The organism is Varibaculum sp. C0165D1 (assembly GCF_056590355.1).
This window is the reverse complement of record NZ_JBWPVY010000003.1, coordinates 347,336-372,875: the sequence shown is the minus strand read 5'-3', so window position 1 is coordinate 372,875 and position 25,540 is coordinate 347,336. Positions and strand designations below refer to the sequence as shown.

At 53.0% G+C, this 25,540-nt stretch carries 20 protein-coding genes, 1 tRNA gene and 1 other RNA gene; 11 read left to right on the top strand and 11 right to left on the bottom strand.

Annotated elements, in window-relative coordinates; all coding sequences use genetic code 11:
- Positions 1–606: 606 nt before the first annotated feature.
- The 7 genes from AC1EKS_RS06415 to AC1EKS_RS06385 form a co-directional block, all read right to left on the bottom strand.
- Positions 607–1,482, bottom strand: a complete 876-nt coding sequence (locus AC1EKS_RS06415) for an NAD(P)-dependent oxidoreductase (RefSeq protein WP_481009268.1) — start codon at positions 1,480–1,482, stop codon at positions 607–609.
- Between the two features lie 23 nt (positions 1,483–1,505).
- Complete coding sequence (locus tag AC1EKS_RS06410) at positions 1,506–2,921, bottom strand: four-carbon acid sugar kinase family protein (protein WP_481009267.1); 1,416 nt, start codon at positions 2,919–2,921, stop codon at positions 1,506–1,508.
- A 47-nt stretch (positions 2,922–2,968) separates the two neighbouring features.
- Positions 2,969–3,655 carry a FadR/GntR family transcriptional regulator gene (locus AC1EKS_RS06405; RefSeq protein ID WP_481009266.1) on the bottom strand — a complete coding sequence of 229 codons (687 nt, stop codon included), beginning with the start codon at positions 3,653–3,655 and terminating at the stop codon, positions 2,969–2,971.
- A 50-nt stretch (positions 3,656–3,705) separates the two neighbouring features.
- Positions 3,706–4,407, bottom strand: coding sequence for a cyclase family protein (locus tag AC1EKS_RS06400; RefSeq protein WP_481010319.1), 702 nt, complete (start codon positions 4,405–4,407; stop codon positions 3,706–3,708).
- 365 nt (positions 4,408–4,772) lie between these two features.
- A complete protein-coding gene (locus tag AC1EKS_RS06395; protein ID WP_481009264.1) occupies positions 4,773–5,816 on the bottom strand; it encodes a YeiH family protein in 1,044 nt (347 codons plus the stop codon).
- A 95-nt stretch (positions 5,817–5,911) separates the two neighbouring features.
- Positions 5,912–6,955 (bottom strand): alcohol dehydrogenase catalytic domain-containing protein, encoded by a 1,044-nt coding sequence (locus tag AC1EKS_RS06390; RefSeq protein ID WP_481009263.1) that lies wholly within the window; start codon positions 6,953–6,955, stop codon positions 5,912–5,914.
- Positions 6,956–7,148: 193 nt separating this feature from the next.
- Positions 7,149–8,195: an NAD(P)-dependent alcohol dehydrogenase gene (locus AC1EKS_RS06385; protein WP_481009262.1), complete on the bottom strand. Its 1,047-nt coding sequence runs from the start codon at positions 8,193–8,195 to the stop codon at positions 7,149–7,151.
- Between the two features lie 148 nt (positions 8,196–8,343).
- On the opposite strand from AC1EKS_RS06385, the gene AC1EKS_RS06380 reads away from it, so the two are divergent.
- Positions 8,344–8,919, top strand: a complete 576-nt coding sequence (locus AC1EKS_RS06380) for a hypothetical protein (RefSeq protein WP_481010318.1) — start codon at positions 8,344–8,346, stop codon at positions 8,917–8,919.
- On the top strand, positions 8,879–9,790 hold the full coding sequence (locus tag AC1EKS_RS06375; RefSeq protein ID WP_481009260.1) for a nucleotidyl transferase AbiEii/AbiGii toxin family protein: 912 nt from the start codon (positions 8,879–8,881) through the stop codon (positions 9,788–9,790). The genes AC1EKS_RS06380 and AC1EKS_RS06375 overlap by 41 nt, the downstream gene beginning before the upstream one ends.
- A 190-nt stretch (positions 9,791–9,980) precedes the next feature.
- Here AC1EKS_RS06375 and AC1EKS_RS06370 read toward each other — a convergent pair whose 3' ends face one another.
- A complete protein-coding gene (locus AC1EKS_RS06370) occupies positions 9,981–11,498 on the bottom strand; it encodes a xylulokinase (RefSeq protein WP_481009259.1) in 1,518 nt (505 codons plus the stop codon).
- Positions 11,499–11,763: 265 nt separating this feature from the next.
- Positions 11,764–11,851: transfer RNA gene (locus AC1EKS_RS06365), tRNA-Ser, on the bottom strand.
- A 265-nt stretch (positions 11,852–12,116) separates the two neighbouring features.
- Between AC1EKS_RS06365 and ffs the strand changes: the two genes are divergently transcribed.
- The 5 genes from ffs (at position 12,117) to AC1EKS_RS06340 (ending at position 17,833) form a co-directional block, all read left to right on the top strand.
- Positions 12,117–12,212, top strand: an RNA gene (ffs, locus tag AC1EKS_RS06360) — signal recognition particle sRNA small type.
- Between the two features lie 55 nt (positions 12,213–12,267).
- Entirely contained in the window at positions 12,268–14,676 is a 2,409-nt protein-coding gene (locus tag AC1EKS_RS06355) for a DNA polymerase III subunit gamma and tau (RefSeq protein WP_481009258.1), read from the top strand.
- Positions 14,677–14,697: 21 nt separating this feature from the next.
- Positions 14,698–15,294 carry a recombination mediator RecR gene (gene recR, locus AC1EKS_RS06350; RefSeq protein ID WP_481009257.1) on the top strand — a complete coding sequence of 199 codons (597 nt, stop codon included), beginning with the start codon at positions 14,698–14,700 and terminating at the stop codon, positions 15,292–15,294.
- Between the two features lie 185 nt (positions 15,295–15,479).
- Positions 15,480–16,787 carry an aspartate kinase gene (locus AC1EKS_RS06345; RefSeq protein ID WP_481009256.1) on the top strand — a complete coding sequence of 436 codons (1,308 nt, stop codon included), beginning with the start codon at positions 15,480–15,482 and terminating at the stop codon, positions 16,785–16,787.
- A complete protein-coding gene (locus AC1EKS_RS06340; RefSeq protein WP_481009273.1) occupies positions 16,787–17,833 on the top strand; it encodes an aspartate-semialdehyde dehydrogenase in 1,047 nt (348 codons plus the stop codon). The genes AC1EKS_RS06345 and AC1EKS_RS06340 overlap by 1 nt, the downstream gene beginning before the upstream one ends.
- Positions 17,834–17,965: 132 nt before the next feature.
- Here AC1EKS_RS06340 and AC1EKS_RS06335 read toward each other — a convergent pair whose 3' ends face one another.
- Complete coding sequence (locus tag AC1EKS_RS06335) at positions 17,966–19,222, bottom strand: variant leucine-rich repeat-containing protein (RefSeq protein ID WP_481009255.1); 1,257 nt, start codon at positions 19,220–19,222, stop codon at positions 17,966–17,968.
- A 166-nt stretch (positions 19,223–19,388) separates the two neighbouring features.
- On the bottom strand, positions 19,389–20,108 hold the full coding sequence (locus AC1EKS_RS06330; protein ID WP_481009254.1) for a TetR/AcrR family transcriptional regulator: 720 nt from the start codon (positions 20,106–20,108) through the stop codon (positions 19,389–19,391).
- 291 nt (positions 20,109–20,399) lie between these two features.
- Between AC1EKS_RS06330 and efeU the strand changes: the two genes are divergently transcribed.
- From efeU to AC1EKS_RS06310, 4 genes are all read left to right on the top strand, one after another.
- Positions 20,400–21,410 (top strand): iron uptake transporter permease EfeU, encoded by a 1,011-nt coding sequence (gene efeU, locus AC1EKS_RS06325; RefSeq protein ID WP_481009272.1) that lies wholly within the window; start codon positions 20,400–20,402, stop codon positions 21,408–21,410.
- Positions 21,411–21,470: 60 nt separating this feature from the next.
- The gene (efeO, locus tag AC1EKS_RS06320; RefSeq protein WP_481010316.1) at positions 21,471–22,709 is read left to right on the top strand and encodes an iron uptake system protein EfeO; all 1,239 of its coding nucleotides are present in this window, start codon (positions 21,471–21,473) and stop codon (positions 22,707–22,709) included.
- A 12-nt stretch (positions 22,710–22,721) separates the two neighbouring features.
- Entirely contained in the window at positions 22,722–24,086 is a 1,365-nt protein-coding gene (gene efeB, locus AC1EKS_RS06315; protein WP_481009252.1) for an iron uptake transporter deferrochelatase/peroxidase subunit, read from the top strand.
- Positions 24,087–24,266: 180 nt separating this feature from the next.
- Positions 24,267–25,460, top strand: coding sequence for an MFS transporter (locus tag AC1EKS_RS06310; RefSeq protein WP_481009251.1), 1,194 nt, complete (start codon positions 24,267–24,269; stop codon positions 25,458–25,460).
- The last annotated feature ends 80 nt before the right edge of the window (positions 25,461–25,540 follow it).

Genomic DNA, 25,540 nt, shown 5'->3' with positions numbered 1-25,540 from the left:
CAACACCCGCATACTCATACAACACCGTTGAAACATCCTTTCAAACTCGGTGTTGCAACCACCACTAGAACCTAAGGGCATGGTAAGGGAAGGGGGGGGGAACTTTTCCCGCGCCTCAGGGGCGTAGGTCAAAAAACTCTTCAATCCACATGCTTTCAGAGCATATTTAAAGCGCCAGAACCTCTGAGCACCCCCCAACAACAACAAATTTATACATACGATTCAGGTATTAACCCGGTTTTCGGGGGCTGTGCTCCGAAAACCCTTGCTGGTGCGTAGCGCCGCCGATTCCCGCTAGCTCCACGATGAGGAGTCCGAACGGTAAAAAAGGCCGTTTGGACTTTTTTATTAGTGAGGACGACGAAATCGTGCGTAATCCCGTCAGGGATTACTGGCACAAAGACGAGGAACGGTGAAGAAACTTGTTTTTTCATTAGTGAATCGGAGGGAGTTGTGCGTAATCTCGCCAGGGATTCCATGCACGAAAAGATGCCCCGGCCGTGTGCCGGGGCATCAGTGTTTCGAGCCCGAGGATCGAACCCGCGTCGATAGCTAAAAGTTGTTTGAAGTCCGAAAATCAGGTCCTGGAGTTAAAAGCTCCGCATTTTATTTAGGTTGAACAACTTTGATGACTGATGAATCGTCAGCGCCACCCTGACCGTTTCCATAACCGAGGAGGAATTCCTGTTCAGCTGCTGCGGCTAAAGGAACCGCCATACCAACGGATTTCGCCGCTGTAGTGACGATATTCATGTCCTTAACGAAAATATCTAAACGGGACTTAACCTCGGCATCTTTACCCTCGTAGGCCTCGATCGCCCTCGGGCCTCGATCGCCAAGCATGAACGATGCGGCAGCTCCCCCCATTAACGCCTTGAGAGTGGCTTCCTGGTCGAGACCAAGCTCGCCGGCTAGCGCTAGCGCTTCACCTGCTGCAGCAATGTGTACCCCGCAAAGTAGCTGATTAACTGTCTTCAGCGCTTGTCCTTGTCCAGCTTCCTTACCAACCCAAACTAGAGTAGATGCCATTTCATTTAGAACTGGCAGTACCTTCTCATACGCAGACTCACTGGCGCCCACAACTACAAGTAAGTCACCCTCGCCGGCCCGAACGGGACCACCAGAAACCGGCGCGTCCACGATATCAATCTCGTAACTAAACAACATTTTTTCGATAGTTTTTACGGCTTCAATGCCAATAGTTGATGTCAGTAAGAGCACGGAGCCTTTCTTCATCGCTGAAGCAATTCCAGCTTTCCCGAAAAGAAGATTCTCCAACTGAGCTTGGTTTCTTACTGCTACGAGCGTGCAATCTGCCTCAGCAACGCACTCGCTAGCAGATCCAACACAAGAACAGTTAAGCGATTCGGCTTTCGTGATCTGGGCAGGAGAAATATCGAAGCCGGTTACAGTAAACGTTTTAGCCAGGTTTGAAGCCATAGGCAACCCCATAGCTCCCAATCCGATTACAGCGATCTTCATTTATCTAAGTCCTTTCAACTTTTCTAGGAGAGTTTTTCTACGACCATGCTTAAAGATTTTTCGTCGCCAACATTTCCGGCGAAAACTATGTAGGGTATCCCTTTGCCGATGCCATCTTCGGCAAGCCACACAGAGACGATTCCAGGCAGTGCAGGGCCAATAACAGTTGCGTGCTTCATCTCTAATCCTTTGGAAGCTACATCCGAGGAGGTGATTCCACCCTTGGCAATCACAAAGCGCGGCTTAACCTTTCGAAGAATCTGGTTGACTATCTGAACCACGCAATCTGAGATTTTCCTAGAAATCTCTAAAGACTCATCAGGATCATCAGTCTTAATTAGCTCCCGGCTCGTTTGAAGCACCAGATTTTCTTCTTGAAGTGTCTTAAGCGCCTCCTCACAAATCTCGGCTATCAGTTGGTTTCTTTCTTCAGGATCTAGGCAGCGATGAACGTCGACGTCTAGTATCTTCGGGTTAACTGACTCCCTAAGTGCGTTAAGTTGTCGTGTGGTCAGATCAACGTGAGAACCAATAACAATCAATCCTCCCCTAGTTCCAACCGTGGCAGTGTCATTTCCAAATACTTCCTCGGCGCTCAGGGGAGTTTTTTCTCCCTGCCCTAATCTGGCGCGGACAAATGGCGGGCCCACGCGATAGACAAAATGTGCCCCCTTTTCTTCTGCTTGTGCCAAGGCTAAAGCGAGTCTGCGCAAGTCATTCTCAGTAACGATATCTACGACTATCGGTTGACGGTTCTTTGCTTTAAGCAGCAGGTTAGCGCTTTCGTCCAGGTTGCTGCGAAGAGTATCCAGATGAAGCCTAATGACATTCGAGGCAGCTACTTTGCCACGGGTTTTTTCTTCGACCCAGTTTGGCAAATTTGACGACTCGAACCCAAAGGTCGCGTCTTTAGCGAACTCTGAGTTACCTACAGGCTCGAAAGTGTCATCCGAGCCTTTCACATAGTGAGTTGAATCGATGGTGATTCTCCCGGCATCGGGGAAAGCTGGCACGATCACGAATCCGTCAACCTTTTTGGCACCAAACTTTTCGATTTCATCCGCAATTATGTCGGGTTCTAGAGGATAGTGGCCTCGAAGCGTGGAATCGGATCGAGAAATAAATGAGACAGACACATCTTCTGGCGCTGCAGATAATGCGGACCGAACTACTTCGGCGTTGATTCTTTTTGCGTCTGCAGCTGAAAGAGAACGTGAGTTAGTCATAACATATACGGCTGGCTTGCCGGTTGAAAAGGCCCATTGGAAATCTTCTTTATCCCAAGAGGTAACTACTGGTAGATCCGAGACAGATTGAGTACCAGTCGGATCGTCGTCTAGCACTACATAAAATGGTGCCTGCTGGTTTTTAGCTGCGACCGTCTTTGGATCGACTTTAATTTCTGGCTTCTTGCCTTTCAATAAATCGTCAATGACCATGTATACACTCCTTTGTGTGTACGTATAGTTAGTTGTTAGCTGTGAAGTTAAACCTTCTCGAGGGAATCACGAGTCTGTTCCATGTGAGCAAGCATCGCATTTTTGGCCAAAATTGGGTTGCCAGAAGCGATAGAGTCTCGAATCTTATGATGGAACATTCGCGCCTTAGTTCGAGTTTCTGCATCTTTGGTGGTCACAATGCGGTTATGAGTCATAGCTTTTTCCAGGGGCTGAAGAATAACCTTAATAAAAGGATTTTTGCTTGCTGAAAAGACAGCATTATGGAATTCGATGTCTTCTTTCGTTGCTTTCAGTATGTCTCCCTCAGAAATCGCTTGGTCATAGGCATCTAGCTTTTCGGTCATGGCAGTTAGATCCTCTGGAGTGTGATTGAGGGCGGCCAGCTCGGCAGCGCCTACTTCAAGCAAACAACGAATTTCCAGTAGCTTGAGGCCAAAGTCTTTAGGGTTGGAACGCCGTGACTTAAAATCCAAAAGGGTGCTCATGTCGTTCCATGTGTTCGGATCTGCTACAAATGTTCCTTTACCATGCATTACTTTCAAGACCCCTCTGTCACGAAGAATCTTTACCGCTTCGCGGAGCGTAAGACGAGAGATTCCGAGTGAATCGGCAAGCTCGGATTCCTTGGGAATGGAGGAGAGAGGCGGGAACACTCCATCCAGAATTTTTTCTAGAATGTCATTTACCGCTTGATCGACTAGACCTGTTGCCATTTTTCCTCCACTTACGGAACCCAAGTATTTCCCGAGCTTGCCGTTAAACGTTATTCAACCAGTGCCATGATATTTACAGGTGCAGAGTCAACGCCTTTGATGCGTAGCGGCCCCATAGTCAAGACTTTTATCTTTTTATCTCCGAGTTCCTTCAGGCTCATGTCCTCGATGGCAGTGATAGTGTGACCAGTGTAGTTGCCCAATAGCCAGTGGTGGGCTTCCGGTCCAAAGTCGTAAAGCGGGGAGGCTACCGAAAGCCAGTCCATGCCGATGGCATCCAACTCGGGGAAGTCCTTGTTGAGCCATTCACAAAGATCTGGGTGCAGCGCAGGGCCGCGGTTTTCGTAAAGATCTGGGTTTCCTTTCTTGTGCTCCTCGAACCCAGTTCTGATGATCAGCAGACGCTTTCCTTTGATCTGATCAGCGAAAGGCTCAACTGCAGCTTTGTTGACAATTGCACCTTCTTTGTTCATCTCTGGAAGATCGATTACGACGATTTCATCGCCCATGAAAGCGAATTTTTCAATACCCAGTTCGGAAAAGTTGGTGCCGTGGCTATTGAAGTGACGGGGACCGTCCATATGAGTTCCGCAATGGTTTGGCAGATCGATCATGTAGGAATTGAATGGCTGCGTATCAGAACGAACCGAATCTTCGCGGACTTTCGCGGTCGGTTCGCCCGGGAAAGCGCCATCTTCTGGATCGATAATGTGAGATAGATGGATAAACATGATTTCTTCCTTTGTCGACATTGACTGGTGGTATTTATCTAAGGTGTGATCCCGTGCAATAAGAGATCTGATCTCATGCTACAAAAAAAGATCAGATCTCTCAATAGGTATTAGTAAAAAGCCATATGATCCAGCAAAGGTAAAGGAAAAGCTGCGGTCAAAATATGTAGGTAAGAGCAGTAACAATAGTTAAATGTATGTCTGCGGTAAAGTATTTGCGTCTGGAAATCGAAAACCTGGGAGTGTCGCAACGGTAGGGTAATCCAGATTTTCTAAGGAATTAAAATGAGAGCTGGGGAGGGACAGCTAGTGCGACCTATTTGGTGCCGCTGGAATTTTTGGGTATTGAACGAGGGCTCCTGTTCCCTCGCGTTTCCAGTCGGATGCTAGTCGACTAACAGAAGTACGGATCCCAGTGAGACTGCGGTGATTAGGACACTCAGGATTATTCCGAGGACGAGGGCGCGCCCTCCGGACTTAATTACGTTGCGTAGGTTTACCCCGGCTCCCATCGCGCCCATCGCTACTGTCAGGAGCAAAGTAGCTACCGTGCCTCCTAGGGTGCTGAAAATGCTATTGACAGTGGGGATGCTGGCAAACAGCGAGGCCAGCGCGACTGCGATCAGGAATCCCACAACGAATCCGGGAATCAGGGGTGGGCGCTTGCCAGAGCTGGCTTTTTCAGCCTTTTCATGGCGCACTTGCACTACTCTCCGCTCGATAATGCCTACAATCGCCACTACGATCGCTAGGCAGGCTACGCGCCCCAGCTTGGTGGCCGTGGCCAAATCCGAGATTGCGGGGTCGTAAATATTCGCGGCCGCCACTACCTGACCGACCTCGTGAATAGAAGCACCCAGCCAGACGGCTGCTTGAGTGGGGGAAAGGTGCAGCCCATGGGCAGCAGCGGGCAAAGCGACAAGGGAGAGAGTACCGAATAGGGTAACGCAAGCGATAGCAGTAGCGACCGCATCATCGGCGTCCTCGCGGTTGCGGGCAGACACCACCGGGGAGATCCCGGCGACGGCAGAAGCTCCACAAATCGCCGTACCGGAGGTAGTGAGAATCCCAGTAGCGTGACTGACTCGCATAAAGTAAGTCAGCAGGTAACCCGCCACCATAGTGGCCGCCACCGCGCAGATGATAGTCACGATGGTGCCGGTACCTAGCGCGGCAATAGCCGGTAGCGACAGCCGAAAACCGAGCAGCACTACCCCGGAGCGCAGAATAGTCTTCGCGGAAAAAGCGATTCCAGGTTCGCAGGCAGCCGGAATTAGCTTCGTGTTGCGGACTGCTACCCCCAGCAAGATCGCCACCAGCATTGATGACAGCAGGGGAACAAACAGGTTAATCAGCCAGGCGATACCAGCGACTAGGCACGCGTAGGCTACTCCGGGCAACAAGCGTTTGAAATTATTCAAAAAATTCACTTGCCATATATACCACAAGGTCCAGACGATTCAGCAACGAAAGCGCTAAAGCGACCTGCCTAGTCCCGGAAGCGGGACCGGAAACTACTTCGCTTCTAGTCGGGTATTACCGCAATTTTCACGCCGACCCGGTCGTGTACCGCCTGATACGCTTCGTGCACTTTTGAAAGCGGAAAAGTATGGGTGACAATCTCCTCCACATTGATAGCCCCCGATTCGAGGACTTGAATCGCCCTTTCTACGTCACGACGGCGAGCATTAGAACCCCCGGTAACCTGCAATTCTTTATAGTGAATCAGGTTAGGCTCCATTTGCGCCATCGAGCCTTTCGGGAATCCTGCGAAGTAGTTGACTCGTCCTCCATCCCGGGCGAGTACTAGGGCATCCTGGGCTAGTTCCGAAGCGCCGATACACACGATCACCACATCGGCTCCCGCGCCGTTGGTTACTTCCTTGACTCGATCCTCAAGCTCATCAGGGCCGACCCCAATCGCGCCTAGCCGGTCTGCCACTTGGCGACGCTCCGGGGAGCGGTTAGATACAAAAACCTGCCTAGCTCCACTGGCTAGTGCCAGCTGCGCGTGGATTAGTCCAATCGGGCCAGCTCCCAGAACAGCCACTACCTCTCCCAGGTTCACTTTGAATTGATCGAGGCCGTTTAAGCAGCAAGAGATAGGTTCGGCTAGGCAAAGAGCCTTGGGATCCAGTTCTTTGCTAGTAGTGATCAGGTTGCCTCTGCGCAAAGCCCGTTCTGGCACCAGCATGTACTCTTGAAGACCACCATCGATGGCGTAACCAAACAGCTCTAGATTTGAGCAGAGGTGTTCGCGGTCTTGCAGACAGTTGGAACAGTGACCGCACGATACCACGATCGAAACCGTCGCCTGTTGCCCAGTGCGCAAGCCGGGTTGAATCTGCTCGACGCCCTCGCCGATTTCTACAATCCTGCCTGCAATCTCATGCCCGGGAACCGTGCCATAGGAAACCCCGGAGGTTTTGGCCCCCGTATAGAGGCGATAGTCGGTGCCGCACATAGTGTTGGCCTCGATTTTCAGCAAGACCTCATTTTTACCCGGCGTGGGGTTGTCTTTCTCGACCAGACGTAGGTCTTCCGGTGCATTTAAAGTAGCTGCCCGCATGATTTCTCCTTTCCTTAAAGAAATTCCGGAACCGTGCCCATTAGTAACGCGAAGGAAGTAGCGCCTGGATCAGGGGTTCCAATGCCGCGTAAATTCAGTGTCTCACGAATCTAGTTACTGATGCGGCCATCGGCAACTGGGAAATTGGCTCGCCCCTGCTACCTTGCCCCGTACGCAACCGCGGCTGCCATCTTTAGAAGGTGGAGGTGTCGATTACGTAGCGGTAGCGCACCTTAGCGGCAACCACGTTGTCCCAGGCCTCGTTGATTTGCTCGCCGGAAATGATCTCTATCTGGGGTGCGATATTTTTTTCGGCGCAAAAGTCCAACACTTCCTGAGTGAGGGCGATGCCACCGATATTGGAGCCGGCCAGCGTCTTTTGGCTGCCCACCAGGTTGCCCATGGCGAAGGACTGGCGGTTTTCGGGTAGTCCCACGATCCCTACGATCCCTTCGGGTTTTACACAATCTAGCAGCTGATCGATTTCCACTCCGTCAGACAGGGTGGACACCACCAGGTCAAACTGGGAGTGCAGGCTTTCCCAAGTCCGGTCCTCGGACGTGGGATGTAGCGCAACTGCCCCAAATCGCTTCGCGTCCTCTTCTTTTGCGCGAGTGCGAGAAATGACGTGGGTTTCGGCTCCCAGGGCGGCGGCAATCTGTACCCCCATATGACCGAGCCCTCCCATGCCCACGATGGCTACTTTCTTGCCCGGGCCTGCCCCGAGTCGTTTGAGCGGGGAATATAAGGTCACCCCGGCACACATAATCGGGGCGGCTTTTTCCAGAGGAATCGCGTCCGGAATCCGGCACACGTAGTCTTGTTCTACGGTGATCCCGGTGGAATATCCGCCGGCTGTGGGAACGCCGTCGCGCCCGATGCAGTTATAAGTCCAGATAGTCCCGCCTTCGCCATTACAGAATTGTTCGGTTCCTGCCTGGCACGCCTCGCATTTGCCGCAAGAATCCACGAAACAGCCGACCCCTACCCGGTCACCGACGGCAAACTTGGTTACTTTCGAGCCAATTTTGGTGACGATTCCCGCGATTTCATGACCGGGGGTGAGGGGGTAGATTACCTCTCCCCACTCCGCGCGTCCGGTGTGAATATCAGAGTGGCAGACCCCGGCATATTTGATCTCGAAGTAGATTTCGGTGGGCCCTGGTTCGCGCCGCTCTAAGGTTACGGGGTGGAAGGGCGAGGTGGCCGAATCCATCGCATAGGCTTTTACCTGGGTCATTACTGCTCCTTGTAAGCGGGAATGTTATTACCCTCCACCATAACCCGCCACCCGACCTAGCGCAGGGGTGGCAAGTAGGAACGGGGGGAATAATTTTTTCTGTCAATACTGTACCAATAGTGGTACGGTATTGACAAAGAAGGAGGGGGTGAATGTTTTGACCTACGCGCACGATTTATGGGAGGTTGCGGCTTATAGCCACGGGGTATTAACCGTTTCGGAGGCGATTTCTGTCGGTGTACCTGCTGTTGAGGTACGAAAATTAGCTTATAGAGGCACGCTGCGTAGCTATGGTAACGGGGTATACGTACATCATGGGGTGCCGCTCACGCGTTTTACCCAGTTCGCCATAGCGGTGGCGCTAGCTGGTAAAGGCGGGTTTTTATGGGGAGATGCGGTCTTTTCTCTTTTGGAACTGGGAGATTTTAATCCGCGTTCGATCCGGGTTGCTACCCGTAGACGGGTACGTAGAAAGTTACCGCAATGGATGCTGCTTACCGATCGCGTTGACATTGTGGAAACAGATATTACTGAGTACTACAATCTGCCATCCACCTCGGTTAATGAGGCACTGACAGATGTTTTTCCCCAACTACCAAATGAAAAATGGCTGGCCTTAGTGCAGGAGTGCTACCGTAAAGATTTTGTTACCGCAAAGGAACTCAAGGCTAAGGAAGTGCTGTATGAGCGGGGTCGTTCCTCCCAAAAACATTGCTCAACTTGAACAACGCCTGCAAGAAGTGTCCGCTGCTCGGGGGATTACGGTTGCGCGCTCCCGGTTAATGCTGTCTACCTTGGTTGTATCCCAGATGCTTCCAGAGTTCACAGTAATAAAAGGTGGTATGGGCATGAAGCTGCGCGCGGGCGAGCCTGGAACTCGCGCGACCTCGGATCTTGATGTTTTTATCTCTGAGCAAACCCGCAGATTCGAAGAAGCGCTGCGCGTTAAGTTGATGAAAGGCTGGGGTTTCGTCCCACCATCAAAAGCACAGCTACACAATAATCCAAACAGCGCGCCCCGAACAGCTTTCACGGGGGCTTTGGTTGCTTTACCAATTCACGACCCTGGGGTGAAGCTCCCTCAGTATTTGGTGCAACCGTACCGGGTTTCATTAAAATTTCTTGGCAAGCAGTGGTCTGCGCTCAAGGTGGAAGTTTCGGCACAAGAGATTGAGACGAGTATTTATTTGGGTACTCGAATAGACAGTGATTTGCATGATTTTAATGCCCGTTTCGGCTTTGGGGCGTTGAAGCCTGTAAGTTTGATTTCCCCTGAAGCTCAGTTCGCACAGAAACTTCATGCGGTTAGTGATCTGACATATTCCAGAGCTCATGATTTGGTGGATCTGCAGGTGCTGTGGCGCATGCAGCTGGACTTGGCAGAACTTAAGCAATTATGTGTACGAACTTTTTCCTGGAGAAAAGCGCAAGCCTGGCCACCTCTACCTTTGCGGGATATGAGCGGTTGGGAAAGTGCATACCTGGAAGCGCGCGCTGAGACTCAGGTCAATGATGCTACGGACATACTGTCGTCACTTTCCGATGCGAGGCAGTGGCTAGAACAAACTATTCGTACCATTGATGGAACTCAATGACCAGGTAATTGGAGTTAAAGTCGGGTCTGAAGACTTGGATGCCTGCAAGTTTTCATAGCAAGCACTGTGCAGTCATGGTTCACCGTCGTAAACAGCAGTAACCATTAAGAACAACTAAATAGCAGTTTGGGTCGCCCCTCAAAAAGGGGCGACCCAAATTTATTGCCTTCCTCGCCTTACGTCCTATTACCTAGTGCAAGGGGTGCCGCAAAGAGAACTGGTACTGCCTATCCATAATCGCTTTTAAGGCCGGATACGCTTGGTTTTGCAGCTCCGCTAGTTCCAGATAGATTTCATGGTTCTTAAGGTTTGGTTCCGAGGTGTCGCCCGAGGCCGCCATCCCTTTCGAAGCCTCCTCAACGGAATCGTAGGCATCAGTTTGCGCCATCGCCATTACCGCAGCCCCCATAGCCGAAATCTCTTCGGTGTCGCAACTGGTGAGAGGGAGCCCGATGCAGTCTGTCATAATCGCGCGCCATAGGGGAGAGCGCTGCCCGCCACCCATTACCCGCACCGATTGCAAAGGTACTCCCGTAGTTTCGGCAAGCGCATGCAGGTTGGTAGCCATGGTCAATGAAATACCTTCCAGAATCGAACGGTAGATTTCCGCTCTCCCATAGGCTCCAGCCAGCCCGATGATGGCGCCGTGAGCAATCGGATCCCAGAAAGGTGACTGCACTGCGTTCCAATAGGGCATGGTTACGAGCCCGCCGCAGCCGGTTGCCACCTCAGAGGCCGCTTTGTCTAGTTCGGGATCTGGACGCCCCTCCAATGCAGGATTGCCCAGTTCGCTGCGGAACCAGCCCGCCAGGTGGGCACCAGAGTTTTGTACGATTTCCAGCACGTACTGTCCGGGAATACCCGCCACATCGGTACGGAAGACGTCGGCTATCTGGTAGCTAGGTGAATGCACCCCGGCTACCAGAGCGGTACCCATATTCAGGTAGGCTTCCTCCATGCCGATAGCTCCGGCACCCAACGCGGCTGCTTGCCCGTCTCCGCAGGCAGCTACCAGTTCAATCGACTGTTTGATTCCCCAGTTGTCTAGCACCGATTTCTGGATCGGGGCGATTATGGAGGCAGCGGGAACCAGATCTGCTAGCTGTTCGCGTTTGATCCCGATTAGATCGAGCAACTCTGCAGAGTAGTCCAATTTTGCAGAATCTAGGAATCCCAGAGAATCGGCAGTCGCCACCGAATCAACCCATTGCCCGGTCAGAGCATGAGTCAGGTAGCCGTGTACCCCCACCACTTTGTGGGCGGCAGCTAGTTTTTCTGGTTCGTGATCCTTTAACCAGGCAATCTTGTATATCGAGGGGGTGGTATCAGGTTGGAAACCAGAAAGTTCATGTACTCGCCGGCTACCAATCTTTTTAACCTGCTCCGCAGCTCTGCCATCAAGCCATAAAATCCCAGGACGAAGAGGCGTGCCTTCCGAATCCACCAGCGCGAATGATTGGCGCTGAATGGTGGCGCATAGATATTTGATGCGGCCGCGATCAGTGTCGCTAAGCTGGGAAACTGCCTGCCCTACCGCCTCATTGGTGCTCTTCCACCAGTCGCGAGGGTCTTGTTCATAAAAGTCCACTCTGGGGGTGGACATTGCGAACTCTACTTTCGCCTCCGAAAGCACTGTCCCGGCGCTATCGACAATTATCGCCTTGGTGCTGGTGGTAGAGGAATCTACCGCGATTACTAAATTGCTCATACTAATTGAACCTCCTCGTTCCAATGTGTATAAAGGTGATTCTACTTGGACCTGTAGGAGAATTGGGCGAATCAGCAGATGAAAGTAGCGCATGGGGGAGGGATCGGATCTTCCTGAGGAATCAGCTGCGTAAGTTCCACGGCCGAGAAATCACCGGAAAACCGGGAGTAAGTATAAAAAAATTATTCCATAAGACATCATTAAGACAGCAAAATGAATTTACTCTGTTGGCAAATTGTATTTCTACTGGTTAGAGCATTTTTATTGGCGGAGGTAGGGGGATTCGAACCCCCGAGGGCTTGCACCCAACCCGCTTTCCAAGCGAGCGCCATAGGCCACTAGGCGATACCTCCAGGCACAAGTTTGAGTTTACCGAAATGCCCTAGCTAATGTCGATTTAGGAAATGAGGAGTCGAACACAGCTCGATAATAGCGGTGCCTCTGTTTTTTGTAGGACCCGCGCCCTCGTCCTGAACTTTAATCTCATCCAGCCGCAGCGTAACTGCGATATTAGTGCCGTATCTGCCCCTTGTTTACCTCTGGCGGCGCCCCTATTCCCGTTTCCTCCCACTCGGGCGGCCTCCGTTTCCAGATTGCGTCCCTCTAAGTTAAACTGGGGGAGATCCTTCACGCGGCGATATCATTCGAACCTCCCCAGGGCCGGAAGGCAGCAAGGATAAGGGTGCGCTATCGGGTGCGTGAAGGGTCTTTTTTATTGCAATCCTCCGCCGGCACCCCGCTAATGGCCGGGCTTTAGTACAGTAGAGCCGTGAGCATCGCATTGTATCGCCGCTACCGGCCAGACACTTTCCAAAACGTGATCGGGCAAGATCACGTGGTCAAACCGTTAATGGCGGCGCTGCGTTCCGGGCGCATCAGCCATGCGTATCTTTTTTCTGGTCCGCGTGGGTGCGGAAAAACCACCTCGGCGCGGATCATGGCGCGTTGCCTGAACTGCGCAGAAGGCCCGACCGATACTCCTTGTGGAAAATGCCAATCCTGTAAAGACTTAGCGACCGGAGGCCCCAGCTCCCTCGACGTAGTAGAAATCGACGCGGCCAGCCACAACGGGGTAGATGACGCGCGAGAACTGCGCGAGCGGGCCGGTTTCGCTCCCGTGCGCGACCGCTACAAAATTTTCATACTAGATGAAGCCCATATGGTCACTCAGCAGGGATTTAACGCCCTGCTGAAGATCGTGGAAGAACCCCCCGAACACGTAAAGTTCATTTTCGCGACCACCGAACCCGATAAGGTAATCGGCACGATTCGTTCCCGAACTCACCACTATCCGTTCCGCCTGGTACCGCCGGAAACCATGGAAAAATATATGGCGAAACTTTGCGCGGCGGAAAATATCGAACCGGCCCCCGGGGTGCTGCAACTGGTAATGAGGGCGGGCGCAGGTTCGGTCCGCGACTCCCTGTCAGTACTTGACCAGCTAATGGCGGGCGCCGAGGACGGAAAACTAGCTTACGGAACTGCGGCGGCGCTGCTGGGATACACCGACAGCTCCATCTTGGAACGCTCTGTGGACGCCATCATTGATCGTGATGGCGCGGCGCTCTTCGAGGTGATTGCCAAAATGGTCGAGGGTGGCCATGATCCTCGGCGCTACCTGGAAGATTTACTGCTGCGTCTGCGTGACCTGCTGGTACTTTCGGTTTCTTCTCCCGAGGACGCAAAGGCGGCACTAGCGGGAACTCCCGAAGACCAACTGGCAACTATGAATGCTCAGGCGCAGCGGTGGGGAACTGCCGGGATTTCTCACGCCAGCGACCTGACCAATACCGCTTTGACCGAGCTAACCGGAGCAACCGCCCCCCGCCTGCAAGTTGAGTTGCTGGCAGCGCGGCTGCTACTGCCACCAGAACGGCAGGGCACTGTAGCTCCCGGCGCTACAGGCCCAGATTCTCTTAGTGGGGCGGAGAGAGCGCAGGCGGCCCTGCATCGCCCCGGACGCAGGAGCCCTCAAAATGCCGGTAGTGAACCGCAGGCTCCTGCCGTACCAGTGGCAGCCCGACCGGTTAAAACTCCTGCTGAACAGGCACCAGCTGCTCCTCGCACCAGCGCAGTTCCAGTTGCACCGCGAAACGGTAGCGAGGAACCGGAATTGGCAGCCCCCCGTCCACCGGCGGCGGAGAGTAAGCAGTCTGCTCCAGCTGACCTAAAAGCGCCCTCCCCACAAGAACGCGCATCCCGCGACAAAACAGCAGAGAAGAGCGCCGCCCCTGCGACTGCCGCCGCAGATAGTGGCTCCGCGCGCGAGGGGGCGACGGTAGAAAAAGGAGAGCAATACTGGCAGGTATTGCAGGCGTGGGGGAAGGTGTCCGCCCGGTTACAGCAAATGGATCCGCGGCTGTGGTCGACCTGTAACCGCCACTTGCAGATTGGCGGGGCGCAAGATCAGAAACTTACCTTGCTAGCTGATAGCCCGCAGACCGTCCAGCATTTAGAAAACCACTTGGGGTCGATAAAGAAATGCTTGGCACAAGAGCTGTCAGATTCTTGGACAGTGCAGGTACTTCCGGGGAGTGATGACCAAAGAGCTCCCGCCCTAAGTCAGGTGTTATCCCAGGTGAAACTAGAGGAAGCGTCGACACCCCGGGAAGTAGTTTCGGAGGAAGCGCCCCCAGAGGAAGAACTCTATCCTCCCGAAGGCGAGGAGCTAGCTGGCGGCGGTGAAGAGAGCTCTTCCCCGCTTCCAAATGCCGGGGAAGTAAAAGAGGACGCAGAAGCTAGCGCTCCCCAGGAGATAGTCGAGCCGATTTCTAAAGACACTGGTGAAACTGGTAAAAAAGCGGGGGAACCCGGGGATGAAGGGCAGGTAGCATCCGAAAATAGCGAGTGGATTATTCCTGGTCAACCCCCGTCCGCAGCTTATGGGGGCGAATCTGCCCCGCCTGCGTCCTCCTTCCCGCAAGCGCCTCGCGCGCAAGCTCCCGCGGGGGAGGCGCCATCTGCCCCCCGTCCTCCGGCAGCCACAACCAACGGCAGCGAAGAGGGATCTACAGCACCGCAGGCGGCTCCTAGCTATGAAGAGGAGGACTTACCGGATCTGTCGGATCCCGATGCTTCGCCTGAGGAAAGCGGCGGGCGTTGGGGGGTCGAGGTCGCGAAATCTTTGCTTGGTGGCAAGATAGTTGAGACGGCGGAAAATGATTCCGCCAGCAACTAGAAAGAGAGTAGCTAAAAATCTATGTATGACGGCGCCCTGCAAGACCTGATTGATGCCCTCGGGCGACTGCCGGGGATAGGCCCAAAATCGGCGCAGCGGATTGCTTTTTATGTGCTTTCTCGTCCTAAGGCTGAAGCGGAGCTGCTAGCTCAGGCATTAATCGAAGCGAAAGAAAAGATTCGCTATTGCAGCCGCTGTGGCAACATTTCCCAAGAGGAACTTTGCGCGATTTGTCGTAACCCCAAACGTGACCAGTCGGTGATTTGCATAGTTGAAGAGGCCAAAGACATCGGCGCGATTGAACGTACCCGCAGCTACCAGGGTCTTTACCACGTACTGGGAGGGGCGATCGACCCCATTAACGGGATTGGTCCCGACCAGTTGCGCCTGCGGGAACTGCTAAAACGCCTCAGCGGTACTACCGTCCAGGAAATCATTATTGCCACCAATCCCAATATTGAGGGCGAGGCCACCGCCACCTACCTGACCCGCACCATCTCCCCGTTGGGGTTAAAAGTAACTCGCCTAGCCTCGGGACTCCCGGTAGGCGGAGACTTGGAATATGCTGATGAGGTTACTCTCGGGCGCGCCTTAGAGGGCAGACGCAGCGCCGGATAAGGTCCGGCGCAGGGCTAGCTTCACAGGTAGCAGTGGCGAAAGTCCCAGGAGAGCGCTTACTGGCGAGCAGGATTTTGTGCGTTTGCTTACCTGCCAGCAAATTTGAGACGCTGAAGCTGAGAGCACGCTGGCTTCTTAGAATAATTGCAGAAGATAGCTAACCGATAGGCATACAAGGGGAACAAATGGCGCTGATTGTACAAAAGTACGGCGGATCCTCGGTTGCCGACACCCAGTCCTTGCAGCGGGTTGCGCGACGGATTGTGCAAACCCGCCAAGCCGGGCATCAAGTGGTGGTCGTGGTCTCCGCAATGGGGGATACCACCGATAACTTGATTGATATGGCAGCTGAACTTAATTCTCATGCTCCCGCCCGGGAAATGGATATTTTACTATCTGCCGGGGAACGCATCTCCATGTCGCTACTTTCGATGGCAATTTCTGCTCAGGGAGTACCGGCAATGGCTTTCACTGGAGCTCAAGCTGGAATCCGTACCGATGCTAAATATGGCAAAGCCCAGATCGTGGGGATGGTTCCAGAACGGATTGCCCGAGTAATCCGGGATAATAATGTGGCGATTGTAGCCGGGTTCCAGGGAGTGAACGATGCTGACGATGTTACTACTCTCGGGCGCGGTGGCTCTGACACTACCGCGGTGGCCCTAGCAGCAGCGCTCCACGCGGATGTCTGTGAAATCTATACCGATGTAGACGGCCTATTTACCGCCGATCCTCGCCTGGTTCCCACTGCCCGCCGCCTGCATTCCCTCGACTATGAAGAAACTTTAGAATTGGCGGCCAATGGTGCCAAGATTTTGCACCTGCGGGCAGTTGAGTTTGCCCGGCGCTACCGGGTGCCATTGCACGTGCGGTCTAGCTTTTCCGATAAAGATGGCACCTGGATCGCCCATGGCCCCGCCCCGAAATCATTGCGAGGGATTGTCCCCGCTGAAGCCCTTGAGGAGGAAAACGTGGAAGCTCCCATTATCTCTGGTATCGCCCATGATCGTTCCCAGGATAAGTTGACTGTGGTTGGCTTACCTGACCGGCCGGGCGTGGCCGCGGACCTGTTCACAGCCGTGGCAAAAGCTGGCGCCAATATCGACATGATTGTGCAGAATATTTCCGAGGCCCGCCCCGGGAGAGCAAATATTTCGATCACGATGCCGGCCGAAGATGTTGCGGCGGTCATGAAAGAACTTAAGCACGAAAAACAGGTTTTAGATTTTATTCGCATTGACCACGACACCAACGTGGGGAAAGTTTCCCTGGTAGGAGCAGGGATGCGTAATAATCCGGGGATTTCGGCGCGCTTTTTCCAGGCACTGTCTGATGCTGGCATCAACGTACATATTATTTCCACTTCTGAAGTGCGTATTTCCGTGTTGATCAGCTTAGATCGCCTGGATGATGCAGTGCTGGCAATCCATAAAGCTTTTGATTTAGATTCTGAGGAAACTGAAGCCGTGGTCTATGGAGGTACTGGACGATGATTAAAGAACTAACTGTAGCGGTAGTAGGGGCCACCGGCCAGGTGGGACGGGTAATGCGTACCCTCCTGGAAGAACGGAATTTCCCGGCAGCTAATATTCGTCTGTTCGCAACCTCGCGTAGCGCGGGCAAGCAGCTGTCTTTCCGCGGCCACGACATAACTGTCGAGGACGTAGAGGTAGCGGATCTGAGCGGTATCGATATCGCCATTTTTTCGGCTGGAGGTTCCGCTTCCCGCGCCCATGCTCCCCGTTTCGCTGCTGCCGGGGCGGTAGTAGTCGATAACTCCTCGGCTTGGCGCAAAGACCCCGAGGTGCCCCTGGTGGTTTCGGAGGTTAATCCGGAAGATATTAAGGATCGTCCCAAGGGGATTATCGCCAACCCCAATTGCACCACTATGGCGGCAATGCCCACGCTGAAAGTCCTGCATGATCTCTTTGGATTGGAAACCCTAGTGGCCTCCTCCTATCAGGCAGTATCAGGTTCTGGTAGGGCTGGAGTGAAAGAGCTTTCTTCCCAGCTAGAAGCGAGCATAGACCGCTGCGAAGAACTGGCTCTAGATGGGGCGGCTATCGATTTCCCGCAGCCGAAAACCTATGTGCGCCCGATTGCGTTTAACGCGGTTCCAGTGGCAGGAAACTTTGTGGATGATGGTTCAAACGAAACTGATGAGGAGCAAAAGCTGCGTAACGAGTCGCGGCGGATTTTGCATCTTCCCGAGCTGGCGGCCTCCTGTACCTGCGTACGCATCCCGGTAATGACTGCGCATCTGCTGTCCTTAAATGCCCGCTTTACTCGCCCGGTCGATTTAGCACAGGCTCAGGCGGCACTAGCGCAGGCTGTGGGGGTACAACTAGTGGATGTTCCCAATCCTTTGGACTCCGCTGGCCGCGACGGTACTTTCACTGGACGCTTGCGTATCGATCAGTCGGTTCCGGGCGGTAAAGGTCTAGCCTTTATCTGTTGCGCCGATAACCTGCGTAAAGGGGCAGCCTTGAACGCGATCCAGATCGCCGAGCTGGTTGCCAAAGAGCTGCTGGACGCTTAGTTGCTCCCCCCGGTGGGGCCCTAGTTAACGCTGGCCCCAGAGGTTACAGATGGCTATAAATTCTTCGGTGTATTCCGTCATCCAAGGCGCCATCACTTGGGGTAGGCACCTCCGCAGAGCTTGCGGGAAAGACTAATTGGCCGGGGCGCTGGCTTTAGGCTGGTAGGCTTCGGCACTGTTAACTGTTAGTTTCAGCCCGTTTCCGGTCTGTAGGTTCCAGCAATCAACCCCAGATCCGGAGGACTGGCAAGCATAGGCTCCCGAGGCGGCGGCCGCACCGCTAGCTAGAATAGTCTGCGAAGTCTCGCGATCTTTAACCCCGATATCTTCGGGAGGTTTCGCGCCATCGGCTCCGAGGGTGAACTTTACGGTTGCCCCGGGATTTTGCCCAATATTTCCGGTAAAACTGAAAACGTTACAAACTACTTCATTGCCGATGGTGCATTTAATGGGGGCGTCAGGGAGCGAGAATTCGGTGACCTGATAGGCACCATTTGGTAGCCCTTTTGCCTGCCCAGTCTGGTTTGTGGGGGCGGGAGCTATCTGGCGTCCCTCGGTTTTAACATCTAATTGAGCGCCGGCGTTGCTATTGCCGCCCTTCGCATCCTGACCAGCGGCATTCTTATTATTGCCGCTATTTCCCTTACCCTCTTGGTCATCGGGAATCCCATTATTGTTATGGTCGCGATTAAGGTCGGAATCCCCAAAGATTCGAGCGATCACTCCGTTCTTCCCATACCAACTCTTCGAGCCGTCACCGCCGGTAAGACGGTCCGCCAAATTACCTCCGACAGAGAGCACCAAACCAATCAACACCGCAATCACAATCACGAAAATCTTGCTCTTTTTCGAAGCGGTTTTTTCTTCCCGCGGTGAAAAATCCTCTAAATCTGCCTCATCAGCTAGTTTGAGCTTCTCAGATTTAGTCTTTGTCGCTACCTCAGCCTCGGTGGTTGCAGCTGTTTCCGGCTCTTGAGCCTGGTCTACAACTGTTGTGGGCTCTGTTTTCTGCGGGGACACGGCAGGTAAAGCTTGGGTGTCTTCACCGCTAACTGCGCTGGCAGTCGCGGTATGCCCAAGAGCTACCGTGGCCTCAGATATCGGGGATTGGTTTACGTCTTCCGGTTTTTCCTGGGGGAGAGGAGATGTCGCCGGGACCGGGACGCTGGCCTTTGTGCGAGCCGCGCGCTCTTTCTGGTTTTTTCTGCGCTGCAGGGCGGCGGCAATTTCTGGATCAGAAAATTCGCTTAACCACTGTAAAAGTTCCGGATAAGTGGAGGGGTTTTCGGCGATTAACGGGCGCAGGGAGGGATGATTTTGAGCTAAAAACTGCAGTTCTTCCAGCGGAGTTGCCGGGTCGCTAGCCCGCTGGATCGGGTCAGTGCTCATATCTCCTCCTTTAGTTCCCTCTAGCGATTATAGATTACCGAGACGCTAAAGTTTTTGGCACTTGCCTATAACTGCTCGCAAGGCAAGTAAAGATATCGGATAAACGAAGTGATGCTACCCGGGTAAGCAACAGTTACCGGTTGCTATTAGCCCGGTAAATTCGGGCTTAGCTGGCACGATGAATGGGACAGGCGGAGGTTGACATTCCCTCGTCTCCCCGAGTGGAGAAAGGATTTTCATCAATATCTAAACGCCGACCCAAGAAGTGTTTGCTGTTTGGCAGGGGGGCAAGGGTGTGGCTGGCACCCAAAGAACGCAACACATAGGCCTGCACGCAGTGGATCAGATATTCTCTATGCATCGGTTCATTTGGAAGTGTTCTGCCCGCCAGAGCGGCATTCACCATCGAGATTGCGACCGGTAAATTTTGGGGAGGAAGCGTTCCTTCGCTAATAGCTTTACGCAGAATTTGTCGTAAGATATTCTCTACAATCTGTGCGTGAAGACGCAGTTCAGCACTGGTTTCACTTGATACTTGGCGGCGTAGGTCCAACCCGGGGGCGAGGTGGTATGAAGACCCGAGGGTGAGTTGTTCTCGAATATAGATTCGCAACATTTTTATCGGGGAGGATACGCCCTGTAGCGAGCGGTTTAAGCGCACCGAATACTGTCCGGTTTCATAGGTCATAAACGCCAGGAGCAGCGCTTCTTTGTCTTGGAAATGGTTATAAACAGCGGTGCGTCCCACCCCGGCCTCTTCCGCAATCTTCGCCATTGTTAGTGATTCGAAAGTGCTGGTCTGCAAGAGACGCGACAGGGCATCAAATAGTTGCTGGCGGGTCTTCTTACGATGCTCTTCCAGCGTTTCCCCAATAATCCTTGGCATGTAGGCATTCTTTCATTTAATGACACTTCTAGTCTAATTGTCCGAAAGATTGGCGAATTTTAGAGTAGTGACTGGGGTGTTATAGCAGCGAATGTGGATTGATAAAAACAAGGTCCACCTTAGTTAGAGTGTTGACAAAGCCCTAGTCCGCGACTTAAAGAATTTTCTTCAAATATGCTTTTACCAGTAATGTTAGTGAAAAATGTTCCAGTTGGAAGCATCTTGACAAGGTGGGTTGAATTAAATAAATTATGCTTGCCTTAGCTAAATGATTGTAGATTTTAGCTAACTATCCCGCAGACTGGAGAGAAGATACTCGGCGCTTTACTAATTGCGTTACGTGAAGGTTTGGAGGCTGTTTTAATAGTTTCCATTCTTTATGCCTATGTAAAGAAAGTTGAGCGTGAAGACCTGCTGCCAAAACTATGGCTAGGAATAGTCGTGGGAGCAGTAGTTCCCATGAGCGTGGGTGCCTATCTGGTGTGGGGAACCTACACCCTCACCACCCAGGTACAAGAAGCCCTGGGCGGGTTCCTTTCCTTGTTCGCGGTCGCCCTCATCACCTGGATGATTTTTTGGATGGCGGAGCATTCTTCGGGAATGGCTGCCCGAATGCAGTCCCAAGTTAAGCAGGCTCTGGCGAAAGGTAGCGGAGCCGGATGGTCGCTGTTTGTAATCGCCTTGATTACCGTGGGGCGTGAAGGTCTAGAAACCGCGATTTTTATCTGGCCGATGTTCAAAAATGCCAGTGACAACGAAAACGGAACCAGCCTGGTTATCGGGATGCTGGTGGGGATAGCAATCGCCATCGCGCTGGGATACCTGATCTATCGGGGAGTTGCCCGCATCAATTTGCGAGTATTTTTTGAGATAACCGGGTATTTGCTGATTTTCGTGGCTGCCGGGGTTTGCTCCTACGGTTTTCACGATTTACAAGAAGCTGGGGTCATCCCCATGACTGCCCCGCTCTTCGATATCACCGCCTATATACCCGCTCTGGTATACAACGGTGGTCTCTACGACGTGCTAGTAGCTATCTTCCAGTTCTCACCCAGCCCGACCGCCCTACAGTTCTTTAGCTGGGTGATCTACCTGGTAGTCGTGGGGACCTTGTTCTACTTTTACAACCGCAATCAGAAACTGTTTATTACCGCGAAAAGGTCGCAAAAAGAAGACGGTGCTACGCCGGGAAAGGGAGTAGCTAACGCGGCAAACTCGGACCTGGCTGAGAGCGCATCCGGTGAGGGCGTGGCAGTAGCAGGAACAACTCACAAGACCAAAACGTCAGTTGTAGCCGGCTGAACGTTTTTTGAGGGCGCGCTCGCGTCCTCACCCTAATAATGCAGATAAGGAGACAAATAAATGCAAATGCGTAAGATTGCCGTTGCCTTCGTGGGCGCGGCGCTGGCAGTCACGATGACTGGTTGCGTAAAAAACGACAACAGCGCCGCCGGTGACGGCGCGGCGGGTAGCGCTAAACCTATCGAGGTGAAAATCGCTGACGATAAGTGCGAGCTATCGGTCAATACTGCGCCGGCGGGTACTATAAAATTCGCCCTAAACAACGAGGGACCTGCCCGCAACGAGTTTGAAGTACTCGCCGAAGACAAACTGCAGATTATGGGGGAAATGGAAAACCTGGCTGCCGGGGATAAACGCGACTTCACCGTGCAGCTAGAAGAAGGAACCTACTACACCGCCTGCAAGAAGAATATGGTCGGAGCCTTGGTGGGGCTGAAAGAGTTCAAAGTAACCAAGGGTGAAGGTGTTAAGGTCAGCGCCGATGAGCAAAAACTGCGCGATGACGCGGTTACCAAGTACACCGCTTACGTCAAGGATCAGGCTGGCCAGTTGGTGGAAGCCACTCAGGAATTTGTAGCTGCTTACAAAGCGGGCGACAACGAAAAAGCTAAGAAGCTCTATCCTTTGGCGCGGATGCATTATGAACGCATCGAACCGACAGCAGAATCCTTCGGTGATTTGGATCCGAAGCTGGATGAGCGGGAAGCCGACTATCAGCAGGCTGATGATGCTGACGGACGGGAATGGACTGGTTGGCACCGCTTAGAAAAAGATCTGTGGACCGATCAGAAGCTATCGGCGGCCGATCGGACCAAGTTCGCCGATTTGTTGATGAAAGATACTCAGGACCTGCACAAAGCGGTCTACGCTGCTGACTTCAAACTAAAGCTAGACGATATTTCCAATGGCGCTATTGGTCTGCTAGAAGAGGTAGCCACTACCAAGATCACGGGTGAGGAAGAGATCTTCTCGCACACTGACCTCTATGATTTCCAGGCTAACCTGGAGGGCGCTCGGGTAGCTTACGGCAATGTGCAGGCCTTAGCGCAGAAGAAAGATCCGGAACTGACTAAGAAAATCGATGCCAAGATGAAGGATCTGGAAGACACTATTGCCTCCTATAACCGGGCCAGTGGCGATAACCAGTGGGATTTCCCGCCCTACACCGATATTGCGACTGTAGCTATCGGTTTGGAGAAAACTCCCGAAAAGTACACCAAGAAGCAAAAAGAGCTTTCCGACAAGGTAAATGCGCTGCGCGCACCGCTGGCGAAATTGACGGAATCTATCCTGAAATAAGGTGAATATTCATTGAGTAAAAACTCTGTTAACCGTCACCTCGAGGAGGTAGCCGATGAGGTTGCCTCCTCGGGGGAAGCTCCCGCAGATGTGGATAATACTCCGGGGATTTCTCGTCGCAACGTGCTAATCGGCGGGGGTATCGCTGCCCTCGCCGGTATCGGTATCGGGGGAATGGGAGGATTCGCCTACGGTAAATCCAAAGGTGAGGCCGCTGGCGAAGCCGCTGCTGATGTGATGAAGATTTCCTATCCTTTCAGAGGTAAACACCAGCCGGGAATTCTCACCCCCCAACAGCAGCAGATGATGATGGCTGCCTATGACCTGACCACTGAAAGCCGGGAACTGGTTATTCAGCTGCTTAAAGACTGGTCATTGGCGGCTGAGCGGATGATGGCCGGTAATCCGGTCAACGATCCGAAAGTGTCCAAACTCGCGCCCCCGGATGATACTGGCGAAGCCTATGATCTCGGCCCTGGCGCCCTCACGATCACTATTGGTTTTGGGGAAAGTTTCTTCCTGAAAGATGGAAAAGATCGCCTGGGGATCGCCGATAGGATGCCAGAGCCGCTAAAGGGCGGGATTCCGCGGATGGCGGCGGAGAAACTGGATCCGGATCAATGCTATGGGGATATCGTGGTGCAAGCTTGTTCGGAAGACCCCATGATCTCTATGCACGCGATTCATAACCTTAGCCGCCTGGCGTTCGGCACCGCGACGGTTCGCTGGACGCAACTGGGGTATGGGCGTACTTCCTCTACCTCTACCGGGCAAAAAACTCCCCGCAACCTTTTTGGGTTCAAGGATGGAACTTCTAATATCAAAAAGGAAGATTCTGAAGCGGAGCTGAATAAGCATCTGTGGATCCAGCCCGGCGATTCGGGCGGGAAATATTTTGCAGGCGGCAGCTATCTGTGCACCCGTAAAATCAAACAGATGATGGAAGTGTGGGACGAACTGGTCTTACAAGAGCAAGAAGACACCATTGGCCGCGACAAGTTAGAGGGAGCACCCCAGTCCGGAGGAACCGAGTTCACCCATCCCGACTTTAAGAAGAAGGGGGAAGACGGGGAACCGCTGATCCCGGTGGATTCGCACGTGGCGATGGTGCACCCCGATAACAATGGGGGACACCGGATGCTGCGGCGCGGATACAACTATATGGAGGGGACTGACAGCTTGGGTCGCCTGGAAGGTGGGCTGATGTTTATTGCCTATGTTCGTAACCCCCAAACCAACTTCATTCCCATCTTGAAGAAGATGTCTGGGGATGCTATGACCGAGTATTTGCAGCATATTTCCACCAGTATGTGGGTGATGCCGCCCGGTCTGGGTGAGGGAGAAGACTACGTGGGGCAAAAACTCTTTGAGGCTTAAACTATTACCTCCAGAAAAATAGGTTTTGGGGAAACCTAAAACCGGGAGCGGGCCTTGCTGATTATTTTCAGCAAGGCCCGCAACTCTTATCTGTGGGAGGTAACTCAAGCCCGGCAGGCAGCTCTCGGTTAATGTACATTTGCGGCCTTAACTGATAGCTTTTTTTGAAAGGAGGCGCTCGTGACGAACTTACTACTATCCCTGATCTACCTGGCTTTCATTAGCTTGGGTCTACCCGATTCTCTGCTAGGTTCTGCCTGGCCAGAGATTTATCCGGATTTCGGGGTGCCGGTTTCCTATGCGGGCATTATCTCCATGATAATTTCCTTGGGAACTGTAACTTCTAGCTTGCTGTCGGATCGGATAATCTCCCGGTTAGGTACCGGGAAAGTGACCGCGATTTCGGGGTTGCTAACTGCTTTGGCTATCCTAGGCTTCGCCCTTGCCCCTAACTTTTGGGTGCTGTGTGCCTGTTCGATTCCCTATGGACTGGGGGCAGGTAGCGTGGATGTGGCCCTAAATAACTATGTGGCGCTGCATTTCAAAAGTACCCACATGAACTGGCTGCACTGTTCCTGGGGCATTGGTGCTACTGTTGGCCCTTATGTGATGGGAATAGCGCTTTCCGGGGGCGGGAGCTGGCAGAGCGGGTACTGGTATATTTCCTGTACCCAGCTGACCATTACCGCGATTCTATTCTTGAGTTTGCCGCTGTGGAAACGGCAGGAACAAGAAGACTCTGGTGCCAACACTGAGGAATCGCCCGCATCCGAGGCCTCCTCAGCTCACCCGCGTCCTCTAAAACTTTCGCAAGTAGTGCGGATTAGGGGAGTAAAAGAGGTAATGACCTGTTTCTTTTGCTATTCCGTGATGGAACAAGCCACCGGGGTGTGGGGTGGAACCTACCTGAAGTTATTTAAAGGTATGGATGCCGCTGCTGCTGCCGCCTTCGCGGGAATGCTGTTTCTGGGGATAACTTTAGGGCGGGCAGCCAGCGGATTCTTATCGATCCGCTATTCTGACCAGCAACTAATTCGGCTGGGGATGATCTTAGCGGCGGGCGGAGTGTTGCTGCTGTTAATACCGGGGCCGGCGATAGTTACGGTGTGCGGACTCATGGCAATTGGACTGGGCTGTTCGCCGCTGTATCCGGCGATGATTCACGCCACCCCCCAGATGTTTGGGAGGGAGCACTCGCGGGCAATAATCGGGGTCCAAATGGCCAGCTACAACGTGGGGGTGTTTGTGATGCCACCCCTTTTTGGTCTAATAGCGCAGCATCTATCAGTCGGCTGGTTGCCGATTTACCTATCGTTAGCCCTGGTGGTATTTGTGCTGATGCAGCATCGTCTTAGCCAGTCCGTCGACCTCTAGGCTGGTTTGCGATAGAAATTGTTTTCTCTGTTGCCACTTTCTTGAGTTGATAAAAATCCTGCAAAGTTGCCGGAGTTAAT

Coding starts and splice junctions, on each gene's coding strand:
- AC1EKS_RS06415 (WP_481009268.1), bottom strand. CDS start 1,482: ATGAAGATCGCTGTAATCGGATTGGGAGCTATGGGGTTGCCTATGGCT.
- AC1EKS_RS06410 (WP_481009267.1), bottom strand. CDS start 2,921: ATGGTCATTGACGATTTATTGAAAGGCAAGAAGCCAGAAATTAAAGTC.
- AC1EKS_RS06405 (WP_481009266.1), bottom strand. CDS start 3,655: ATGGCAACAGGTCTAGTCGATCAAGCGGTAAATGACATTCTAGAAAAA.
- AC1EKS_RS06400 (WP_481010319.1), bottom strand. CDS start 4,407: ATGTCGACAAAGGAAGAAATCATGTTTATCCATCTATCTCACATTATC.
- AC1EKS_RS06390 (WP_481009263.1), bottom strand. CDS start 6,955: ATGCGGGCAGCTACTTTAAATGCACCGGAAGACCTACGTCTGGTCGAG.
- AC1EKS_RS06385 (WP_481009262.1), bottom strand. CDS start 8,195: ATGACCCAGGTAAAAGCCTATGCGATGGATTCGGCCACCTCGCCCTTC.
- AC1EKS_RS06375 (WP_481009260.1), top strand. CDS start 8,879: ATGAGCGGGGTCGTTCCTCCCAAAAACATTGCTCAACTTGAACAACGC.
- AC1EKS_RS06370 (WP_481009259.1), bottom strand. CDS start 11,498: ATGAGCAATTTAGTAATCGCGGTAGATTCCTCTACCACCAGCACCAAG.
- recR (WP_481009257.1), top strand. CDS start 14,698: ATGTATGACGGCGCCCTGCAAGACCTGATTGATGCCCTCGGGCGACTG.
- AC1EKS_RS06345 (WP_481009256.1), top strand. CDS start 15,480: ATGGCGCTGATTGTACAAAAGTACGGCGGATCCTCGGTTGCCGACACC.
- AC1EKS_RS06335 (WP_481009255.1), bottom strand. CDS start 19,222: ATGAGCACTGACCCGATCCAGCGGGCTAGCGACCCGGCAACTCCGCTG.
- AC1EKS_RS06330 (WP_481009254.1), bottom strand. CDS start 20,108: ATGCCAAGGATTATTGGGGAAACGCTGGAAGAGCATCGTAAGAAGACC.
- efeO (WP_481010316.1), top strand. CDS start 21,471: ATGCAAATGCGTAAGATTGCCGTTGCCTTCGTGGGCGCGGCGCTGGCA.